This is a genomic window from Sphingobium chlorophenolicum, assembly GCF_000722875.1.
In the GTDB taxonomy this organism is placed as follows: Bacteria; Pseudomonadota; Alphaproteobacteria; order Sphingomonadales; family Sphingomonadaceae; genus Sphingobium; species Sphingobium chlorophenolicum.
Genome location: NZ_JFHR01000083.1, coordinates 1 through 17,503, shown reverse-complemented (window position 1 = coordinate 17,503; position 17,503 = coordinate 1). Strand labels below are relative to the sequence as shown.

17 protein-coding genes are annotated in these 17,503 nt (G+C 62.5%); 12 read left to right on the top strand and 5 right to left on the bottom strand.

All coding sequences use genetic code 11. The features are described from left to right. Positions 1-255: 255 nt before the first annotated feature. The gene (serB, locus tag BV95_RS21125) at positions 256-1,134 is read right to left on the bottom strand and encodes a phosphoserine phosphatase SerB (protein WP_037456933.1); all 879 of its coding nucleotides are present in this window, start codon (positions 1,132-1,134) and stop codon (positions 256-258) included. On the opposite strand from serB, the gene miaA reads away from it, so the two are divergent. The 7 genes from miaA (at position 1,133) to leuA (ending at position 8,865) form a co-directional block, all read left to right on the top strand. After that, positions 1,133-2,077 carry a tRNA (adenosine(37)-N6)-dimethylallyltransferase MiaA gene (gene miaA / locus BV95_RS21120; RefSeq protein ID WP_037456932.1) on the top strand — a complete coding sequence of 315 codons (945 nt, stop codon included), beginning with the start codon at positions 1,133-1,135 and terminating at the stop codon, positions 2,075-2,077. The genes serB and miaA overlap by 2 nt on opposite strands. 100 nt (positions 2,078-2,177) lie before the next feature. Further along, on the top strand, positions 2,178-3,926 hold the full coding sequence (locus BV95_RS21115) for an acetolactate synthase 3 large subunit (RefSeq protein ID WP_037456929.1): 1,749 nt from the start codon (positions 2,178-2,180) through the stop codon (positions 3,924-3,926). A 10-nt stretch (positions 3,927-3,936) separates the two neighbouring features. Next, complete coding sequence (locus BV95_RS21110; RefSeq protein WP_037456927.1) at positions 3,937-4,281, top strand: hypothetical protein; 345 nt, start codon at positions 3,937-3,939, stop codon at positions 4,279-4,281. Then, on the top strand, positions 4,281-4,796 hold the full coding sequence (gene ilvN / locus BV95_RS21105) for an acetolactate synthase small subunit (protein WP_013846527.1): 516 nt from the start codon (positions 4,281-4,283) through the stop codon (positions 4,794-4,796). Before BV95_RS21110 ends, ilvN begins: the two co-directional genes overlap by 1 nt. Positions 4,797-4,952: 156 nt before the next feature. Continuing rightward, on the top strand, positions 4,953-5,972 hold the full coding sequence (ilvC, locus tag BV95_RS21100; RefSeq protein WP_037456925.1) for a ketol-acid reductoisomerase: 1,020 nt from the start codon (positions 4,953-4,955) through the stop codon (positions 5,970-5,972). A gap of 204 nt (positions 5,973-6,176) precedes the next feature. After that, positions 6,177-6,800 (top strand): YceI family protein, encoded by a 624-nt coding sequence (locus BV95_RS21095; RefSeq protein WP_037456923.1) that lies wholly within the window; start codon positions 6,177-6,179, stop codon positions 6,798-6,800. Between the two features lie 388 nt (positions 6,801-7,188). Then, on the top strand, positions 7,189-8,865 hold the full coding sequence (leuA, locus tag BV95_RS21090; protein ID WP_037456920.1) for a 2-isopropylmalate synthase: 1,677 nt from the start codon (positions 7,189-7,191) through the stop codon (positions 8,863-8,865). A gap of 66 nt (positions 8,866-8,931) precedes the next feature. On the opposite strand, the gene BV95_RS21085 is transcribed toward leuA, so the two are convergent. Further along, the gene (locus BV95_RS21085) at positions 8,932-10,290 is read right to left on the bottom strand and encodes a M20/M25/M40 family metallo-hydrolase (protein ID WP_037456938.1); all 1,359 of its coding nucleotides are present in this window, start codon (positions 10,288-10,290) and stop codon (positions 8,932-8,934) included. A gap of 192 nt (positions 10,291-10,482) precedes the next feature. Between BV95_RS21085 and BV95_RS21080 the strand changes: the two genes are divergently transcribed. Both BV95_RS21080 and trmFO read left to right on the top strand, forming a co-directional pair. Next, positions 10,483-11,784 carry a dicarboxylate/amino acid:cation symporter gene (locus BV95_RS21080; protein ID WP_037456916.1) on the top strand — a complete coding sequence of 434 codons (1,302 nt, stop codon included), beginning with the start codon at positions 10,483-10,485 and terminating at the stop codon, positions 11,782-11,784. 42 nt (positions 11,785-11,826) lie between these two features. Next, positions 11,827-13,164, top strand: a complete 1,338-nt coding sequence (trmFO, locus tag BV95_RS21075) for a methylenetetrahydrofolate--tRNA-(uracil(54)-C(5))-methyltransferase (FADH(2)-oxidizing) TrmFO (protein ID WP_037456913.1) — start codon at positions 11,827-11,829, stop codon at positions 13,162-13,164. Positions 13,165-13,168: 4 nt separating this feature from the next. Here the strand turns inward: trmFO and BV95_RS21070 are convergent, their stop codons facing one another. Together BV95_RS21070 and BV95_RS21065 are read right to left on the bottom strand one after the other, a co-directional pair. Then, positions 13,169-13,633 carry an EF-hand domain-containing protein gene (locus tag BV95_RS21070; protein WP_037456910.1) on the bottom strand — a complete coding sequence of 155 codons (465 nt, stop codon included), beginning with the start codon at positions 13,631-13,633 and terminating at the stop codon, positions 13,169-13,171. 10 nt (positions 13,634-13,643) lie between these two features. After that, positions 13,644-14,285, bottom strand: coding sequence for a hypothetical protein (locus BV95_RS21065; RefSeq protein ID WP_037456935.1), 642 nt, complete (start codon positions 14,283-14,285; stop codon positions 13,644-13,646). 146 nt (positions 14,286-14,431) lie between these two features. On the opposite strand from BV95_RS21065, the gene BV95_RS23325 reads away from it, so the two are divergent. Genes BV95_RS23325 through BV95_RS21050 form a run of 3 tightly spaced genes read left to right on the top strand, consistent with a single transcriptional unit; the run spans position 14,432 to position 17,270 of the window. Beyond that, positions 14,432-16,045: a Tad domain-containing protein gene (locus BV95_RS23325; RefSeq protein ID WP_062792072.1), complete on the top strand. Its 1,614-nt coding sequence runs from the start codon at positions 14,432-14,434 to the stop codon at positions 16,043-16,045. Positions 16,046-16,047: 2 nt separating this feature from the next. Continuing rightward, positions 16,048-16,641 (top strand): TadE/TadG family type IV pilus assembly protein, encoded by a 594-nt coding sequence (locus BV95_RS21055; RefSeq protein WP_037456904.1) that lies wholly within the window; start codon positions 16,048-16,050, stop codon positions 16,639-16,641. Then, positions 16,638-17,270 carry a TadE/TadG family type IV pilus assembly protein gene (locus BV95_RS21050; protein ID WP_081873479.1) on the top strand — a complete coding sequence of 211 codons (633 nt, stop codon included), beginning with the start codon at positions 16,638-16,640 and terminating at the stop codon, positions 17,268-17,270. The genes BV95_RS21055 and BV95_RS21050 overlap by 4 nt, the downstream gene beginning before the upstream one ends. Before the next feature lie 20 nt (positions 17,271-17,290). Here the strand turns inward: BV95_RS21050 and BV95_RS21045 are convergent. Then, a partial coding sequence (locus BV95_RS21045) for a transketolase C-terminal domain-containing protein (RefSeq protein ID WP_037456899.1) occupies positions 17,291-17,503 on the bottom strand: 213 nt, incomplete at its 5' end.

Here is a 17,503-nt window from a genome sequence, read left to right as displayed (position 1 = left end):
CCGGCGCGCGTGGAAAAATCCAACCCCGGGGGGGGGGGGTGTTTGGGGTGGTTTCCCGCCTCCCCCCCTCCCGCAGGCGGGAGGGGGTTAGGGGGTGGGCGCGAGCGGAGCGAGCTTCCGCCTTCTCGGCCAGGGAAGAACGCCGCTGGCGCGGCGACCCACCCCCGACCCCTCCCGTCTACGGGAGGGGAGAAGAACGTCCGCTATTGGCCATTTCCCGACATTCCGAATTTGTCACGCGGCTCCACACCAAAATCAAACCCCAACCCACTCCGCCGAAGCAATCCCCTGCGCGTAAAGCAACACCGACAAATCGCCATGCACGATCTCGGCCGCCGCCGCCTCACGGGTCTTAGGCTTGGCATGATAGGCAACCCCCAGCCCAGCCCCCTGAATCATCGGAATATCATTGGCCCCATCGCCCACCGCCAGCGTCAAGGCGCGGTCGATCCCGCCCTCGATAGCCGCCTCCAGTTCCGCCCGCTTACGCGCCGCATCCACGATCGGCACTGCCACCGTGCCCAACAAAGCCCCGTCCGCAATCTCCAGCACATTGGCGACCGCCGCATCAAAGCCGATCTCCTCCGCCACCGGCCCGGTAAAGCGCGTGAACCCGCCCGACACCAGCAACGTCGTCGCCCCCCGCGCCTTCATCGTCCGCACCAGCGCCCTGGCCCCGCCCATGATGACGACCCGCTCTTCACGGCACTGGTCAATGGCCGAATCCGCCAACCCCTTCAGCAAAGCCACCCGCTCATGCAGCGCGCCCGCGAAATCCAGCTCGCCGCGCATCGCCCGCTCGGTAATCTCGGCGATCTGCGGCTTGATCCCCGCATAGTCGGCCAGCTCGTCGATGCATTCGACGGTGATCATGGTGGAATCCATGTCCGCGATCAGCAGCTTCTTCTCGCGACCCTGCGCCAGTTGCACGATCACATCGACCTTGTCGCCGACCCCGGTCAGCGCCGCCCGCGCCGTAACCGGATCAAGCCCGAAGAAAATATCCGCCGCCTTGCCCTCGTCCAGCCACTTGCTATCGACAGGCGCGCACCCGGCCGTCGCCAGCCGTCCGACGGCATCGGCAATATCTTCCTGACTCAAGGCGCCACTTGCCACTAAGGTCGCAACGAACATGGATACTCCTGCCACACCAAAGGGCGAATCCCGCCCCCGCGTCGCGCTTATTGCCGGGCCTACCGCCAGCGGCAAGAGCGCGCTTGCCGTTCGCCTCGCCCACGCCACAAGCGGCATCGTCATCAACGCCGACGCCAGCCAGGTCTATGCCGACCTCCAGATCCTCTCCGCCCGACCGACCGAAGCGGAGATGGAGGGCGTCGCCCACCGCCTCTTCGGCCATATAGACGGTGCGCAAGCCTGCACCGCCGCCCGCTGGGCCGCCGAAGCCAAAGCCGAAATCGACAAGGCGCATGAGGCTGGCCGCCTCCCCATCCTCGTCGGCGGCACCGGCCTCTATCTGCGCACCCTTCTGGACGGCATCGCCCCCATCCCCGACATAGACCCCGACATCCGCGCCTCCATCCGCGTCATGCCAGTGGCGGAAGCCCACGCCGCCCTCGCAAAGGAAGACCCCGAAGCCGCCACCCGCCTAGCCCCCGCCGACACCACCCGCGTCGCCCGCGCTCTGGAAGTGGTCCGCTCCACCGGCAAGCCCCTCGCCCAATGGCAGCAGCATAAAAGCGGCGGCATAGCCGACCGCATCGCCCTCTCGCCCCTGATCCTCCTCCCTCCCCGCGACTGGCTGATCGCCCGCTGCGACCTGCGCTTCGGCCAGATGGTGGACAGCGGCGCCGTAGCGGAAGTCGAAACCCTGCTTGCCCGCCGCCTCTCCCCCGACCTCCCCGTCATGCGCGCCATAGGCGTGCCCGAAATCGCCGCCTGGCTGGCGGGAGAAATCGACCGCGACACGATGCTGGAACGCGGCCGCATCGCCACCCGCCAATATGCCAAACGCCAATATACCTGGTTTTCCCGCCAGCCCCCGCCGGAATGGCCACGAGATCAGAGACAGATTGATGCCAAAATCACGGATGAATTGATAATAAAATTACAACAATAACTATTGACTTGCCATTTTATGTCCAATAGACGCAGCCGCCTTGCCATCGCTCCGCTTCTGGAGCAGAGGGCGCAGCAATTATCCAACGGAAGGATCCATCGTGGCCGAAAAGAGCGGCGCGGACATATTGGTTGAGTGCCTGATCGACCTGGGGGTCGAGGTCGTGTTCGGCTATCCGGGCGGCGCGGTGCTGCCCATTTATGACGCACTCTTCAATCATCCGAAGATCCGCCACGTCCTGGTTCGCCACGAACAGGGCGCGACCCATATGGCGGAGGGTTATGCCCGCTCCACCGGCAAGCCCGGCGTCGTGCTCGTCACATCCGGCCCCGGCGCGACCAATGCCGTCACCGGCATCACCGACGCGCTGATGGATTCGATCCCGATGGTCGTCATCACCGGCCAGGTTCCAACGCACCTCATCGGCACGGACGCATTCCAGGAAGCGGACACGGTCGGCATCACCCGCCACTGCACCAAGCATAATTATCTGGTGAAGTCCCCGAACAAGCTGGCCAGCGTCGTCCATGAGGCATTCCATATCGCCACCACCGGCCGCCCCGGCCCGGTCGTCATCGACATTCCGAAGAATGTCCAGATCGCGACCGCGCCCTATAGCAAGCCGGAACGCTTCGAACATGCCAGCTACCGCCCCCAGACGAAGGCGGACCCGGCCGCCATCGCCACCGCGGTCGAGATGCTGGCGGCTGCCGAGCGCCCGATCTTCTACACCGGCGGCGGCGTCATCAACTCCGGCCCGGAAGCCAGCGAACTGCTGCGCGAGATCGCCGCGCTGACCGGCGCGCCCGTCACCTCGACGCTGATGGGCCTGGGCGCCTTCCCCGCCTCGTCCGGCCAGTGGCTGGGCATGCTCGGCATGCACGGCACCTATGAAGCCAATTGGGCGATGAACAAGGCGGACCTGATCGTCTGCGTCGGCGCCCGCTTCGACGACCGCGTGACCGGCCGCCTGGACGCCTTCTCGCCCGATTCGAAGAAGATCCACATCGACATCGACCGCAGTTCGATCAACAAGACGGTGGATGTTGACCTGCCCATCATCGCGGACGTGGCCAGCGCGCTCACCGACATGATCGCCCTCTGGAAGGATCGCGGCCACAAGGCGGCGGACCTTAGCGAATGGTGGGCGCGGATCGAGGGCTGGCGCGCGCGCAACTGCCTCGCCTATCCCGACAGCCATGAAGAGATCATGCCGCAGGAGGCGATCGCCCAACTCTACAAGGCGTCGCGCACGGCAAAGGACGTCATCATCACCACCGAAGTCGGCCAGCACCAGATGTGGGCGGCCCAGCATTTCGGCTTCGACGCGCCGAACAAATGGCTGACCTCCGGCGGTCTGGGCACGATGGGCTACGGCTTCCCCGCCGCCATCGGCGCGCAACTGGGCAATCCCGACAGCCTGGTCGTCTGCGTCGCGGGCGACGCATCGATCCAGATGAACATCCAGGAAATGGGCACCGCCAGCCAGTACCGCCTGCCGGTCAAGATCTTCATCCTGAACAATGAATATATGGGCATGGTCCGCCAGTGGCAGGAACTGACCTATGAAAGCCGCTATTCCAACAGCTATTCGGACAGCCTGCCCGACTTCGTAAAACTGGCGGAGGCCTATGGCTGGACCGGCATCCGCATCGAAGGGCCGCAGGAACTGGAGGCGGGCATCCGCCAGATGATCGACACGCCCGGCCCGGTGATCGTGGACTGCCGCGTGGCGAAGCTCAGCAACTGCTTCCCGATGATCCCGTCGGGCGCGGCGCATACCGACATGCTGCTCGACCCCAGCCAGGTCGAAGGGATCATGTCGGACGAGGCGAAGGCGCTGGTGTAGGGATGACGGCGTGACGCAACATCTGAAGCTCCGCATCCATGTGAGCGAACCCTTCGATTTCGAACGGTTGGCCGGCACCGCCGAGCTGACCGGCTGGACGGTGGACCATGCCGATCCGGAGAATGAAAGCTGGGAAGTGCATCTGGATCAGGGCTTCGACTTTCACGAACGCCATATCGGCCGCCTGCTGGTCAGCCCCCGCTATGTGGGCGAGCATCTGGCGCGGATGTTCGATGCGATCGCGGGTTTCCCCGTGCGCCTCGCCCATCGCGATGACGGCAATTGGCACTACGCCTTCACGGGCATGATCTCGCAACGCCATGACGGCGAAGAAGCGGACAACGGAACGATCTGATGCATATTCAGGAAGAGATTAGCGAGCGGCACGTCCTGTCGCTGACGGTTTCGAACGAGGCGGGCATATTGGCGCGCATCGCGGGCCTGTTCACCGCGCGCGGCTATAATATCGACAGCCTGACCGTGGCGGACATCACCCCCGACCATGCGATCAGCCGCATCACCATCGTCACCAGCGGCCCGCCCAAGGTGATCGACCAGATCATGGCGCAGCTCGACCGGCTGGTTCCGGTGCACAAGGTCACGGACCTCACCGAAAACGGCCCCTTCGTGGAGCGCGAACTGGCGCTGGTGAAGGTCGCGGGCACGGGCGAGGACCGGATAGAGGCGCTGCGCCTGGCCGACGTCTTCCGCGCCAAGGTGGTCGACACGACGATAGAGAGCTTCATCTTCGAAATCACCGGCACCACGGACAAGATCGACAATTTCATCGGCCTGATGCGCCAGATCGGCCTGGTCGAAGTCGGCCGCACCGGCGTCGTCGGCCTGATCCGCGGCAAGGAACCGAATTGAAGAAATAACCCCTCTCCCACCGGGAGAGGGAGGGGCCCGCCGCGCAGCGGTGGGAGGGTGAGGGCCGACAGCCCCTCCCCCGCGCGCAGGTGGTCCCCCTCACCGCAAATCTGAGGCTCCGCAAGGCGCCACCCGAACTGAAAGAAGGAACGTCAAATGAAGGTTTATTACGACCGCGACGCCGACATCGGCCTGATCAAGGGCAAGAAGGTCGCCATTCTGGGTTACGGCTCGCAGGGTCACGCCCATGCGCAGAATCTGCGCGATTCCGGCGTCGCCGAAGTCGCCATCGCGCTGCGCCCCGGCTCGCCCAGCGCCAAGAAGGCCGAAGGCGCTGGCTTCAAGGTGCTGTCGAACGCCGACGCCGCCGCATGGGCCGACGTGCTCATGATCCTGGCGCCCGACGAGCATCAGGCCGCCATCTACGCCGACGACATCCACGCCAATCTGCGCCCCGGCGCCGCGCTGGCCTTCGCGCACGGCCTCAACGTCCATTTCGGCCTGATCGAGCCGCGCAAGGACGTCGACGTCATCATGATCGCGCCCAAGGGCCCCGGCCACACCGTGCGCGGCGAATATGTGAAGGGCGGCGGCGTGCCCTGCCTGATCGCCATCCATCAGGACGCGACCGGCAACGCCCATGACATCGCCCTGTCCTATGCGTCCGGTGTTGGCGGCGGCCGCAGCGGCATCATCGAAACCAACTTCCGCGAAGAATGCGAAACCGACCTGTTCGGCGAGCAGGCCGTGCTGTGCGGCGGCGCCACCGCGCTGGTGCAGGCGGGCTTCGAAACGCTGGTCGAGGCGGGCTACGCCCCGGAAATGGCCTATTTCGAATGCCTCCACGAACTGAAGCTGATCGTCGACCTGATGTATGAAGGCGGCATCGCCAACATGCGCTACTCGATCTCGAACACCGCCGAATATGGCGATATCAAGACCGGCCCGCGCATCATCACCGATGAAACGAAGAAGGAAATGAAGCGCGTTCTGGCCGACATCCAGTCGGGCCGCTTCGTCAAGGACTTCGTGCTCGACAACCGCGCTGGCCAGCCGGAATTGAAGGCCAGCCGCATCGCCGCCCAGCGCCACCCGATCGAGGAAACCGGCGCCAAGCTGCGCGCCATGATGCCCTGGATCGGCGCGAACAAGCTGGTCGACAAGGACAAGAACTGACCCCTTCCTATTCCTCCCCATCGAGAGATGGGGAGGGGGACCGGCCGCAGGCTGGTGGAGGGGAAAGGGGCACAACCTCCCCACCATTCCCATGAATGCGGACGCAGCCGGTAACCCTTTGTTTCCGGTTACGCCTCTGGAACAATGGAGGGACGTCGCTTATCGTAGCGCCGTCCCTCGATTGTTTTTCGGAGATTGTCCTTCATGCGCAAATATCTGATCCCCGCCGCCGCCCTGATCGCGCTCGCCGGCGGCAGCGCCGTCATCGCCCAGCAAATGCCCGCCGCCCCCGGCGCGAAGGACGCCGCCCGCGTCACCGGCGGCGCCTATACGATCGATCCGGGCCACACCCAGATCCTTTTCGCCTATGACCATATGGGCTTTTCCAACAATCTGGGCGTCCTGTCCGAATCGACCGGCACGCTGACGCTCGACCCGAAGAACCCCACCGCCGCCAAGGTTTCGGTCGAAGTTCCGATCGCCAATCTCAAGACCGGCATCGCCAAGCTCGACGAACATCTGATGAAGCCGGAATTCTTCGATTCCGCCAAATTCCCCAAGGCGACCTTCGTGTCGACCGGCGTGAAGGTGCAGGGCACCCAGGCGGAGATCAGCGGCAACCTGACCATCAAGGGCATCACCAAGCCGGTGACGCTGGACACTGAATTTTACGGCGCGGGCAAGGCTCCTGCGATGATGGGCGGCAAGGAAAATGTCGGCTTCGTCGCCACGACCACGATCAAGCGCAGCGATTTCGGCATGGGCTACGGCGTCCCGATGGTCGGCGACGCGGTGGAACTGAAGATCGTCGCCGCCTTCCAGAAATAAACGCAACATAGTCCCCACCCCCTTCTTGCTCCCCTCCCTTCCAGGGAGGGGCCGGGGGGGGGTCGCCGCGCCAGCGGCGTTCTTCCAGCGGCCAGGGTGCAAGCTCGCTACGCTCGCACCCACCCCTTGCCCCTCCCTGGAAGGGAGGGGAACCTCTCCCCCACCACACACCAACCTTGCGCTTTCCCCCAACTCCGGGTAAAGCCAGCCCCATCATGCAGCGCGCGCTTCTTCCCCTGCTACGACTTACACGCCCTTAGGCGTGGTTTTTGTGCTGCTCTTCGCTTGAATGACGCGGCAATCCGCCTAAGGGCATAATCAAGCAGATAGTCGTACCACCGGGCACGTGCCGACAGGCTCGCCCGTATGCAGAGAAGCCATTTTCGTCATGATGCTGAACGATCCCTCGCTGAAATACCGCCCCTTCCCTCAGGTGGACCTGCCCAACCGCCAGTGGCCGTCGAAGGTCATCACCGCGCCGCCGCGCTGGCTGTCGACCGACATGCGCGACGGCAACCAGTCGCTGATCGACCCCATGAACGCGGAAAAGAAGCGCCGCTTCTTCGACCTGCTGCTGAAGGTCGGCGTGAAGGAGATCGAGGTCGGCTTCCCCAGCGCGGGCGCGACCGAATTCGACTTCATCTCCGGCCTGGTCCGCGACGGCGCGATCCCCGACGATGTCTTCCCGCAGGTGCTGACGCAGGCCCGCGAAGACCTGATCGCCACCACCTTCGAAAGCCTGCGCGGCGCGAAGAAGGCCATCGTCCACGTCTACAACGCCGTGTCCCCGGCGTGGCGCAACATCGTGTTCCAGATGGACCGGCCGCAAATCCGGGAAATCGCCGTCACCGCCGCCAAGCTGCTGCGCGACAATGCGGCGAAGCAGCCCGACACCGACTGGCATTTCGAATATAGCCCGGAAACCTTCTCCACCGCGGAGCTGGATTTCAGCCTGGAATGCTGCGAGGCGGTGATCGACATCCTGCAACCGACCCCGGAAAAGCCGCTGATCCTGAACCTGCCGGCCACGGTCGAATGCGCGACACCCAATATCTATGCCGACCAGATCGAATGGATCTGCCGCAACATCTCCCGGCGCGACAGCGTGGTGATCTCGCTGCACACCCATAATGACCGCGGTACCGGCGTGGCGGCGGCGGAACTGGGCCTGATGGCGGGCGCGGACCGCGTGGAAGGCTGCCTGTTCGGCAATGGCGAGCGCACCGGCAATTGCGATCTGGTGACCGTGGCCCTCAACATGTACACGCAGGGCATCAATCCCGGTCTGGATTTCAGCGACATCGACGAAGTCATCCAGACCGTCGAATATTGCAACCAGTTGCCCGTCCATCCACGCCACCCCTATGCGGGCGAACTGGTGTTCACCGCCTTCTCCGGCAGCCATCAGGACGCCATCAAAAAGGGCTTCGCCGCGCAGGAAGCGCGCAACGACCAGATTTGGGACGTGCCCTATCTGCCCATCGACCCCAAGGATCTGGGCCGCGATTACGAAGCCGTGATCCGCGTCAACAGCCAGTCCGGCAAGGGCGGCGTCGCCTGGGTGCTGCAACAGGACAAGGGCCTGAAACTGCCCAAGCGGATGCAGGCCGATTTCTCGAAGGTGGTTCAGGCGCTGGCCGACGAAAGCAGCCGCGAACTGAACGCCGCCGACATATGGGCCGCGTTCGAGACCCATTATCGTCTGGCGGGCGAGCAGCCCTACAGCCTGATCGACTATCATGAAAGCGGCGCGGCGGGCGACCGCATCTTCACTGGCAAGATCACGCACAAGGGCGGCGAACGCAGCATTTCCGGGCGCGGCAACGGCCTCATCTCCTCGGTGCTGGCCGCGCTGCGCGACGAACTGGGCGTCGAACTGGAGGTCGCGGACTATAGCGAACATGCCATCGGCGCAGGCACGGACGTCGCGGCCGCCGCCTATGTCGAATGCCGCACGCCCGATGGCCGCACCATCTTCGGCATCGGCACCGACACCGACATCGCGACCGCCTCGGTCCAGGCAGTCCTCTCCGCCGCCAACAGCATCGCGGCGCAGCGGGAGTAATCGTTACGAAACCGAAATGAATGAAATGGCGAAACCCCCGTCACCTCGCCATTTCATTCATGGATTCTACTCCGCCAAAGCCTTCACCACCCTTTCCCACTGATCCAATGCAGCAGGAATCCCCGCCACCGGCACCCGCTCGTCCAGCCCATGGGCAAAACCGTCCTCCCCCCGCTGGAACAGGCTCGACACCCCATAGCTCGGCACCCCGACAGCCCGAAAATACAGGCTGTCCGTCGCCCCCGCCGACATGGAGGGGATCACCGGAATCCCAGCATAACGCGCCGAAACCGCCGCCCTCACCGCCTCCACCACATCCTCCCGCAATGACGATGCCTCACTCGCCTTGGGATCATCCAGCGTGGTAATAGTAGCGCTGGCATCATCGATCGCCTGCGCCAATTCCGCCTTCACCACATCGATGGCAATGCCCGGAAAGATGCGGCAATTGACATCCACCTTCGCGCTCTGCGGCAAGGCGTTGAGAGCATGCCCCGCCTGCGCCATGGTCGCCACACAGGTCGTCCGAACCTGTCCGACAAACTCTGGATATTCCGACAGCAGATCGGCCGCCTTCCTGTCCCCCATCTCCGCATAGCGCCGCATCGCCACCCCCACCGCCCCGCCGATCCGGTCGGCCGACAACAGCAACGAAGCCTTGGTCAGTTCATTGCGCATCGGCGCGAAACGATAGGTCGCGATCCGGTCGATGGCCCGCGCCATTCGATGGATGGGATTGCCCGGCGTCGGCGCGCCGCTATGTCCCCCGGCGTCGGTAAAGCCGATCTCGAAATCCGCATAAGTCTTCTCGCCCGCCTGCAACTGGTACAACACGGCTTGCCCTTCTTCATCCAGAAGGCCCCCGCCCCCATCCCCGTTCAGCAGCAGTTCGGCGTCCCTATATTTCTCCGCCAACGCCCGCGTCGTGCGCATATGGGTTTCCTCATCGCCCGACAGCAGCAGGATCACCGTCCGGCGCGGCTGCCATCCCTCCTTCCTGAAACCGGCCATGGTCGCCACCATCATGGCGACGTCATATTTATTATCCTCCGCCCCCCGGCCGAAAATATAGCCCCCCTCTTCGACCGGCACGAACGGATCGCGCGCCCAGTCCGCCGGATTGGCCGCCACCACATCCATATGACCGATCATCAACAGGGGCTTCAGTCGAGGATCGCTGCCCCGAATGGTCGCGGCCAAAGTAGCCGTCTCCCCCAGCGGTGCGATCTCGACATCCGCAGCCGCAAAGCCCGCGTCCCGCAACACCGACGCATAATAAGCGGCGAGGCGGGGAACCTGCCCACTACCCTCCACCGTCCGGAAAGCGATCGACTTCATCAGCACCGCCTTGGCCAGCACAGGATCACCCGCCGCCCATGCGCCCTGCGGCAGGCATAGAGCCATGAACGCCGCCCACCACTTCATCAAAGTCGCATCTCCATGCTGGATTTCGCCGCCCTGTGTGGCATAGCGGATCGCGGCGGCCAATTCGTTTGACCGTCAAGCTGCGGAAAGAGGGCGTCCTTATCCGCATTCACCCCCATAAAGAATTGCTTGCGCGCATCTGGCGGAGCCGCTCCCCATATCGCGCGCCGGTCGCCCGAAGGAAATGAGCCCATGGCCATCAACTATCGCAGTTTCGGATTTCAGGTTCTGGTCGGCATGGCTGTCGGCCTCGCGCTTGGCCTGCTGGCGCGATCCATGGGTTCGGGGCCGGATGGCGACCTCAACTGGCTGGCGACGGCGCTCAAGACCACCGGATCGATCTTCGTCTCGCTGCTGAAGGCCGTGGTGCCGCCTCTGGTGTTCGCAGCGATCGTCGCCTCCATCGCCAATCTGCGCGCCCTCGACAATGCGGCGCGGCTGGCGGGGCAGACGCTGCTCTGGTTCGCGATCACGGCGCTGATCGCCGTCGTCATCGGCCTGGCCATCGGATTGATCGTCCAGCCGGGTTCCGGCCTGCACGGACAGGCGCTGGCAACAGCCAAGCCGGATTCCGTCGGCGGCTGGCTCGATTTCCTGAAAGGGCTGATCCCCGGCAACAGCTTCGCCCTATCCGCCAGCACCAAGGTCACGGATACGGGCGCGACCACCAGCCTGTCCTTCAACATCCTGCAATTGCTGGTCGTTTCCATCGCCATCGGCCTCGCGACGCTGAAGGTCGGGGAGAAAGCCGAACCTTTCCTGGCCTTCGTCCGTTCGCTGCTGGCCGTGGTGCGCGCCATATTGGGCTGGATCATCCGCCTGACGCCCATCGGTTCCGCCGCCCTGATCGGTAGCGCCGTCGCGACCTATGGCTGGAACGCGCTGGCTCAGCTCGGCAGCTTCGCAGGCGCGGTCTATCTGGGGTTGGCGCTGGTGCTGCTGGTCGTCTATCCGCTGCTGCTGGCGGCCAACGGCCTCAAGCCCCTGCCCTTCTTCGCCAAGGCATGGCCTGCCATCCAGCTTGGCTTCGTGTCGCGATCTTCGGTCGGCACCCTGCCTGTTACCGAAACCGTGACCGAACGGATGGGCGTGGAAAAGGGCTATGCCGCCTTCGCCATTCCGCTGGCCTCGACCACGAAGATGGACGGTTGCGCCTCCATCTATCCGGCGCTGGCCGCGATATTCGTCGCCGGTTTCTACGGCATCCCCCTTCATGCCGCAGACTATGCGCTGATCGCCTTCGTATCCGTGGTGGGATCGGCCGCGACGGCGGGCCTGACGGGCGCGGTCGTGATGCTGACGCTCACCCTGTCCACCCTCGGCCTGCCGCTGGAAGGCGCAGGCCTGCTGCTCGCCATCGATCCGATACTCGACATGGGGCGCACCGCCGTCAATGTCGCGGGACAGGTGCTGGTCGCCACCATCGTCGCCAAGCGGGAGGGGATATTGGACGAAGCCGCCTATCATGGCAAAGCGGATCTCGCCGTCGCCTGACAGCGGTTGACCTGCGCGCCACAGGGGACCATGGGTCGCCCCATGCATCAGGTTCATATCATCGGCGGCGGACTCGCGGGCACGGAAGCGGCATGGCAATTGGCGCAGGCGGGCGTGAAGGTCCGCCTGTCGGAAATGCGGGGGAGCGGCGACATGACCCCCGCGCACCAGACAGAGGGACTCGCCGAACTGGTCTGCTCCAACAGCTTCCGTTCCGACGATGCGGACAAAAATGCCGTGGGCCTGCTGCATCAGGAGATGCGGCGGCTGGGATCGCTGATCATGGCGCAGGCGGAACCGGCCAAGGTGCCCGCCGGATCGGCGCTGGCGGTGGACCGGCATATTTTCTCCGACGGTGTGACAAATGCGCTGGCCAGCCATCCCAATGTGGAGATCGTGCGCGAACGCATCGACGTGCTGCCCACAGAGGGCATGACCATCGTCGCGACCGGCCCGCTGACCGCCCCCACCCTCGCCGCCAGCATCGGGCAGGCGGCGGGGATCGCCCATCTCGCCTTTTTCGACGCCATCGCGCCGGTCGTGCATCATGACAGCATCGACATGGACAAATGCTGGATGGCCAATCGCTGGGACAAGATCGGTCCCGGCGGCGGCGAGGGCAAGGATTACATCAACTGCCCCATGAACAAGGAGCAATATCAGGCCTTCGTCCAGGGGCTGCTCGACGGCGAAAAGACCGACTTCAAGGAGTGGGAAAAGGACACGCCCTATTTCGAAGGCTGCATGCCGATCGAGGTGATGGCGTCACGCGGCCCGGAAACATTGCGTCACGGGCCAATGAAGCCGATGGGCCTGGATGACCCGCGAACCGGGCGCTGGCCCTACGCCGTGGTGCAGTTGAGGCAGGACAATGCATCCGGCACGCTGTGGAACATGGTCGGCTTCCAGACCAAGCTGAAACATGGCGCGCAGACCGAATTGTTCCGCACTATTCCGGGTCTGGAAAAAGCGGAATTCGCCCGGTTGGGCGGGCTGCATCGCAACACCTTCATCCAGAGTCCCAAGCTGCTCGACGCCACGCTGCGCCTGAAAAGCGCGCCGCATATCCGCTTTGCGGGGCAGGTGACGGGTTGCGAAGGCTATGTCGAGAGCGCGGCCATCGGCCTGCTCGCCGGGCGCTTTGCTGCGGCGGAAATATTGGGCAAGCCGCTGGCACCGCTGCCGCCCGAAACGGCGCTGGGTGCGTTATTGGGACATGTCATCGGCAATGTGGAAACGGCGGACTATCAGCCGATGAACGTCAATTTCGGCCTGTTCCCGCCCTTGGAAGACGTCAAGAAAAAGCAGCGCAAGGAAGCCATGACCGCCCGTGCCCGCGCTGCCCTGGGCCAATGGCTGGGCGAGCTTCAGCCCGCCTGATCTTTCAGCATCGGCATTTCGGCGCCGCTTTCCGTCGGGGCGCGGTGGTCGCGAATTCGGCAGGGGTCAGCTTGCCGTCGCCATTGCCGTCAGCCTTGGCAAAACGATCCGACGTCGTCACGGCCCACTCCTCGAAAGACAGGAGATTGTCGTTGTTGCTGTCGAGCGCCTTGAAGGCCTTGACCCGGCTGCCCATCATTTCGATCCGCGTGATGACGCCATCCCGGTCGCGGTCGTAGCGGCCGAAGCGCTTCTGCTCGCGGCTTTGCGGCGATGCCTCTCCGGGCATGGGCGGCGCATCGCCAACGGCATCGGGGTCGCCTTCGGGCAAAGCCTCGATCGCGGGCGGTGGGGGCGGTCCGATCAGCGGCCGGGGCACGGCCTCATTGCTTGCGCGCCCCTGCCACCAGAACAGCCCCCCGGCCGTCAGCAGAAGCGTCGCCATCACGACAGCCAGAACTCGCCCCACCTTGGTCCCCCTATCGCCCCATCAGCGCCACGCGCACCAATCTCAAATATAGCGCAGGCGTCAATCCCGCCGGTGCGCGACGGCCCTTTTCAATGTCATGGCGGGCCAGATGATAAGCGATCCGCAAAGGACGCCATGCCCTCGGCCAAGGCAGCCTGCCGCCGGTTATATATCCCCGCGCCAGATCAATGGCCCTGCCGGCGACTTCCCGGTCTGCGCTATGTCCGGACAAATCCCACAACGCCCAAGCCGCTCCCGTCCGGTCGAGCCAGGGTGGAACATCCTCCCGCCCCACCAATGCGCGAAACAGGCCACCTCCCCGCCCCTCCGCATAGCCGGAAAGGTCAACCTCCCCCATCAGCGCTTCCCAACCATCGAGCCATTGCGAAAGCCCAGATGGCGGCAAAGCACTCAACTTCCGCATCGCATCGATCAGCGGTTCGCCTTGTCCCTTAACGCCGCTTTCATCGGTCAGCACATCGTTCCACCAGGCCAGACGCATCTGCCCGATGATCGGCTCGCTCGTGGTCGCCACAAGCCGCGCAAAACGCGCATCGAGTGCCCAGATGAGCCGATGACGCCGCGCATCAGGGCGCGCATAGGCGCTCAGCAACGAAGACAAGGGGGCTAGATCGTCGCTCAAAACATCCATCGGCATATATCGATGGAAATGGATTTGGTCGAAATTATCAGCTTTTTAACCCCAACCGGCATAGGGAAACTACCAACTGTCCCTGACGGGCATGGGGCTGCCCTGCCTGAATTGGGGGTGCGGGGCAAGTAAAGGCAGAGCGGATTATGGGCGATCGGATCAAGCGCGCGCTGTTCATTCTGATGCGGCTGTATCGCAATCAGGCGGGGAATACGCTGGCGATCGTGGCGGCGGCGATGCTTCCGCTGGCCGGCATGGTCGGCGGCGCGCTCGACATCAGTCGTGGTTATCTGGCCAAAACCCGCCTCCAACAGGCATGTGACGCGGGCGTTCTGGCAGGGCGCAAGATCATGGGATCGAGCGGCGTGCTTAGTGACGATGTAACGGCTGAAGTACAGAAATATGTAAACTTCAATTATCCTAGTGGATATCTGGGTTCCACCGCACCGACGGTGAGCCCCACGCTCGGCGCCAATGAGCAGATACAACTGACGATTTCGACCACCGTCCCAACGGTCGTCATGAAATTATTCAAGAAGGATTCCATTGCGATCAACGCATCGTGCAGCGCACGCAACGATTACACAAACATCGACATTGTTCTGGTGTTGGACGTCACGGGTTCCATGGCATGCCAGCCTTCAAAGGCCACCAGCGCATGTAACAGCTATTGGTCGTCCAACCATGGCAAGACTGGAACAGCAGCCGATACGGGTAAGAGTTTCCGTTACACTACGGAGGAAAAAGTAGGTGGCGTCAATGTTTCTCGAATAGAAGCCTTACGTAATTCCCTTGCAAATTTGCAAACACAGATGGCAACGATCGAAACGCAGTTTAGCGCGGCACCCGAGGCATCCCGCAAGCGAGTACGATGGGCTATCGTCCCGTTCGATCAGATGGTCAATGCGGGCTTCAGCAAAGGACCAGCCGGAACCACTCTCTATGCACGCAACCCCACATGGTTTAATACAACTGGTACTTATCAGTCGACTAGTAGCACCAGTTCTCGCCAGTCGGTCGCGCATAATGCGACATGGCTCGCCAACACTTGGGACGGGTGTGTCGAGGAACGGACAACGAGCAATACGATCACAAAAACGTCGGGGCATTCCATTCCAGACAATCTGCCAACAACAGCTTACGACTTGAAATTCGACCTCGCAGCAACGAGCACGGAAACGCGCTGGACTGTGACCGATCCGACAAAAACCGGAAGCGCGGATTATTCCTGTCCAAAAGCGATGCGCGAATTTTCTCCAATGACCGCGACCGAATTCAACGATTATTTCAAATTCTCCAACGGCTTTGCGGCCGAAGGGCGAACCTATCTCGATGTCGGTATGCTATGGGCGGCTCGCCTGTTATCGCGGACGGGTCTTTGGCAATCTGATAATCCGGTGACCTTTCATACCTTCCCGGTAACGCGGTACGTTATCTTCATGACTGATGGCGTGATGCAGACCGATGACAGCGTCTATTCAAATTATGCTCAAGAAAGCTATTGGGCGCGGACTACCGCTTCAAGCGGAAACAGTACTAACAATCACACCGCTCGCTGGCTTATGACCTGCAACGCCATCAAGAACATGAGCACCACGATCTATGCCATTTCTTTCGGCGCTGGTTCGACGGTCACGGACGATTTAAAGAGCTGTTCTTCCGGAACAGGATACTGGTACAAGGCTGACGAAGCCTCGGACCTGGACGATGTGTTCCGCGACATCGGCGAGAATATCGGTTCACTGAGGCTATCGCAGTGATAATGCCGCTTCTTTCTTTTCCTAAGAGGCTTGCTGCAAACGAACGCGGCGCGTCTATTCCGGAATTTGCGCTGATCTTGATCCCGCTCTGCCTGATCCTGTTCGGTGGGCTGGAAATGGGTTACCAACTCTATGTCCGGTCGGTGCTGCTCGGCGCCATGGAGCGCGCCACGCGCCTCACCACGCTGCAGACGGTGAACAGTACAGCGGTGGAAAGCGACATCCAGTCCACGGTCCAACGCGTGGTGCCGAGCGCTACAGTCGAGACAACTAAGAGCAGTTTCTTCCAGTACAGCAACATCAACGCGATGGAGCGGCTAACCAAGGACGCCGACAACGATGGCACGCTCGATAGCGGCGACTGCTATGAGGATGTCAATGGCAATAATGTGCGCGATGTAGCGACAACAGGTTTAACCGGCATTGGCAATGCGGACGACATCGTCCGCTACAATACGGTTGTCACTTACAACCGTATCCTGCCGCTCTACCGTTTCATTGGCATCGGTAATACAGCCACTTTGACAGCAACGACCCTGACACGCCGCCAGCCATACGAAGTGCAAACCGTCCCAACCCCGAAGTGCAAGGCATGAGTATGATTAATACGCTACGTCGAATGCGGCGCGATCAATCGGGTATTGCAGCCGTGGAATTCGCGCTCTCCCTACCCATTCTAGTCGGCCTCACCATGTACAGCATGGAAGCCGCCAATATGGCCTATACATCGCAAAAACTGGGTGACGTAGCGACATTGACGGCTGACAGCGTCTCACGCATTCGCCTGTCGATCAGCAATGGCGACGTAACCGACGCGCTGGGCGGCATGAAGATATTGGGTGATAGCATCGATCTGCGCAACCGGGGCCGGATCATAGTGTCCAGCGTTCAACCTGTGATCGACAATTCCGGCAACGTCATCAATCAAAAAGTCCGGTGGCAACGATGTACCGGCGCGCTGATCAAGGATTCGCCCTATGTCGTAAATACGAACCTTGGTACAGCTGGCATTGGCGCAACTGGACGTAAAATTGCTGCCGCCAAGGAGAGCGAACTCATCTTTGTCGAAATCTATTATACCTATAAGCCACTTGTTTCATCGAGTTTCTTTGGTACGCCGCAAATGTCCGCCGTGGCGGCGATGAGCGTACGCGAACGATCAGCCAACGATATAAACGCCAGCGGTACCAATTCCCCCTGCGGAAGCGGAACCTATTCCGCCTGATGGCGGTGTAGGTCATTAGTTCAGCGATAAGTAACTTTCCTGACGGCCTCCACGACCTTGTCTGGATTGACGATGGCGGCCTTTTCGAGGTTTGCGGCATAGGGGAGCGGGACGTCTTCGTTGGTGACGCGCAGCACGGGGGCGTCGAGATCGTCGAAGCCCTGCTCCATCACCACCGCCGCAATCTCCGAGGCGATGGAGCAGACCGGCCAGCCTTCCTCCACCACCACAAG

Coding starts and splice junctions, on each gene's coding strand:
- miaA (WP_037456932.1), top strand. CDS start 1,133: ATGGATACTCCTGCCACACCAAAGGGCGAATCCCGCCCCCGCGTCGCG.
- serB (WP_037456933.1), bottom strand. CDS start 1,134: ATGTTCGTTGCGACCTTAGTGGCAAGTGGCGCCTTGAGTCAGGAAGAT.
- ilvN (WP_013846527.1), top strand. CDS start 4,281: ATGCATATTCAGGAAGAGATTAGCGAGCGGCACGTCCTGTCGCTGACG.
- ilvC (WP_037456925.1), top strand. CDS start 4,953: ATGAAGGTTTATTACGACCGCGACGCCGACATCGGCCTGATCAAGGGC.
- BV95_RS21095 (WP_037456923.1), top strand. CDS start 6,177: ATGCGCAAATATCTGATCCCCGCCGCCGCCCTGATCGCGCTCGCCGGC.
- leuA (WP_037456920.1), top strand. CDS start 7,189: ATGATGCTGAACGATCCCTCGCTGAAATACCGCCCCTTCCCTCAGGTG.
- BV95_RS21085 (WP_037456938.1), bottom strand. CDS start 10,290: ATGAAGTGGTGGGCGGCGTTCATGGCTCTATGCCTGCCGCAGGGCGCA.
- BV95_RS21080 (WP_037456916.1), top strand. CDS start 10,483: ATGGCCATCAACTATCGCAGTTTCGGATTTCAGGTTCTGGTCGGCATG.
- trmFO (WP_037456913.1), top strand. CDS start 11,827: ATGCATCAGGTTCATATCATCGGCGGCGGACTCGCGGGCACGGAAGCG.
- BV95_RS21065 (WP_037456935.1), bottom strand. CDS start 14,285: ATGGATGTTTTGAGCGACGATCTAGCCCCCTTGTCTTCGTTGCTGAGC.
- BV95_RS23325 (WP_062792072.1), top strand. CDS start 14,432: ATGGGCGATCGGATCAAGCGCGCGCTGTTCATTCTGATGCGGCTGTAT.
- BV95_RS21055 (WP_037456904.1), top strand. CDS start 16,048: ATGCCGCTTCTTTCTTTTCCTAAGAGGCTTGCTGCAAACGAACGCGGC.
- BV95_RS21050 (WP_081873479.1), top strand. CDS start 16,638: ATGAGTATGATTAATACGCTACGTCGAATGCGGCGCGATCAATCGGGT.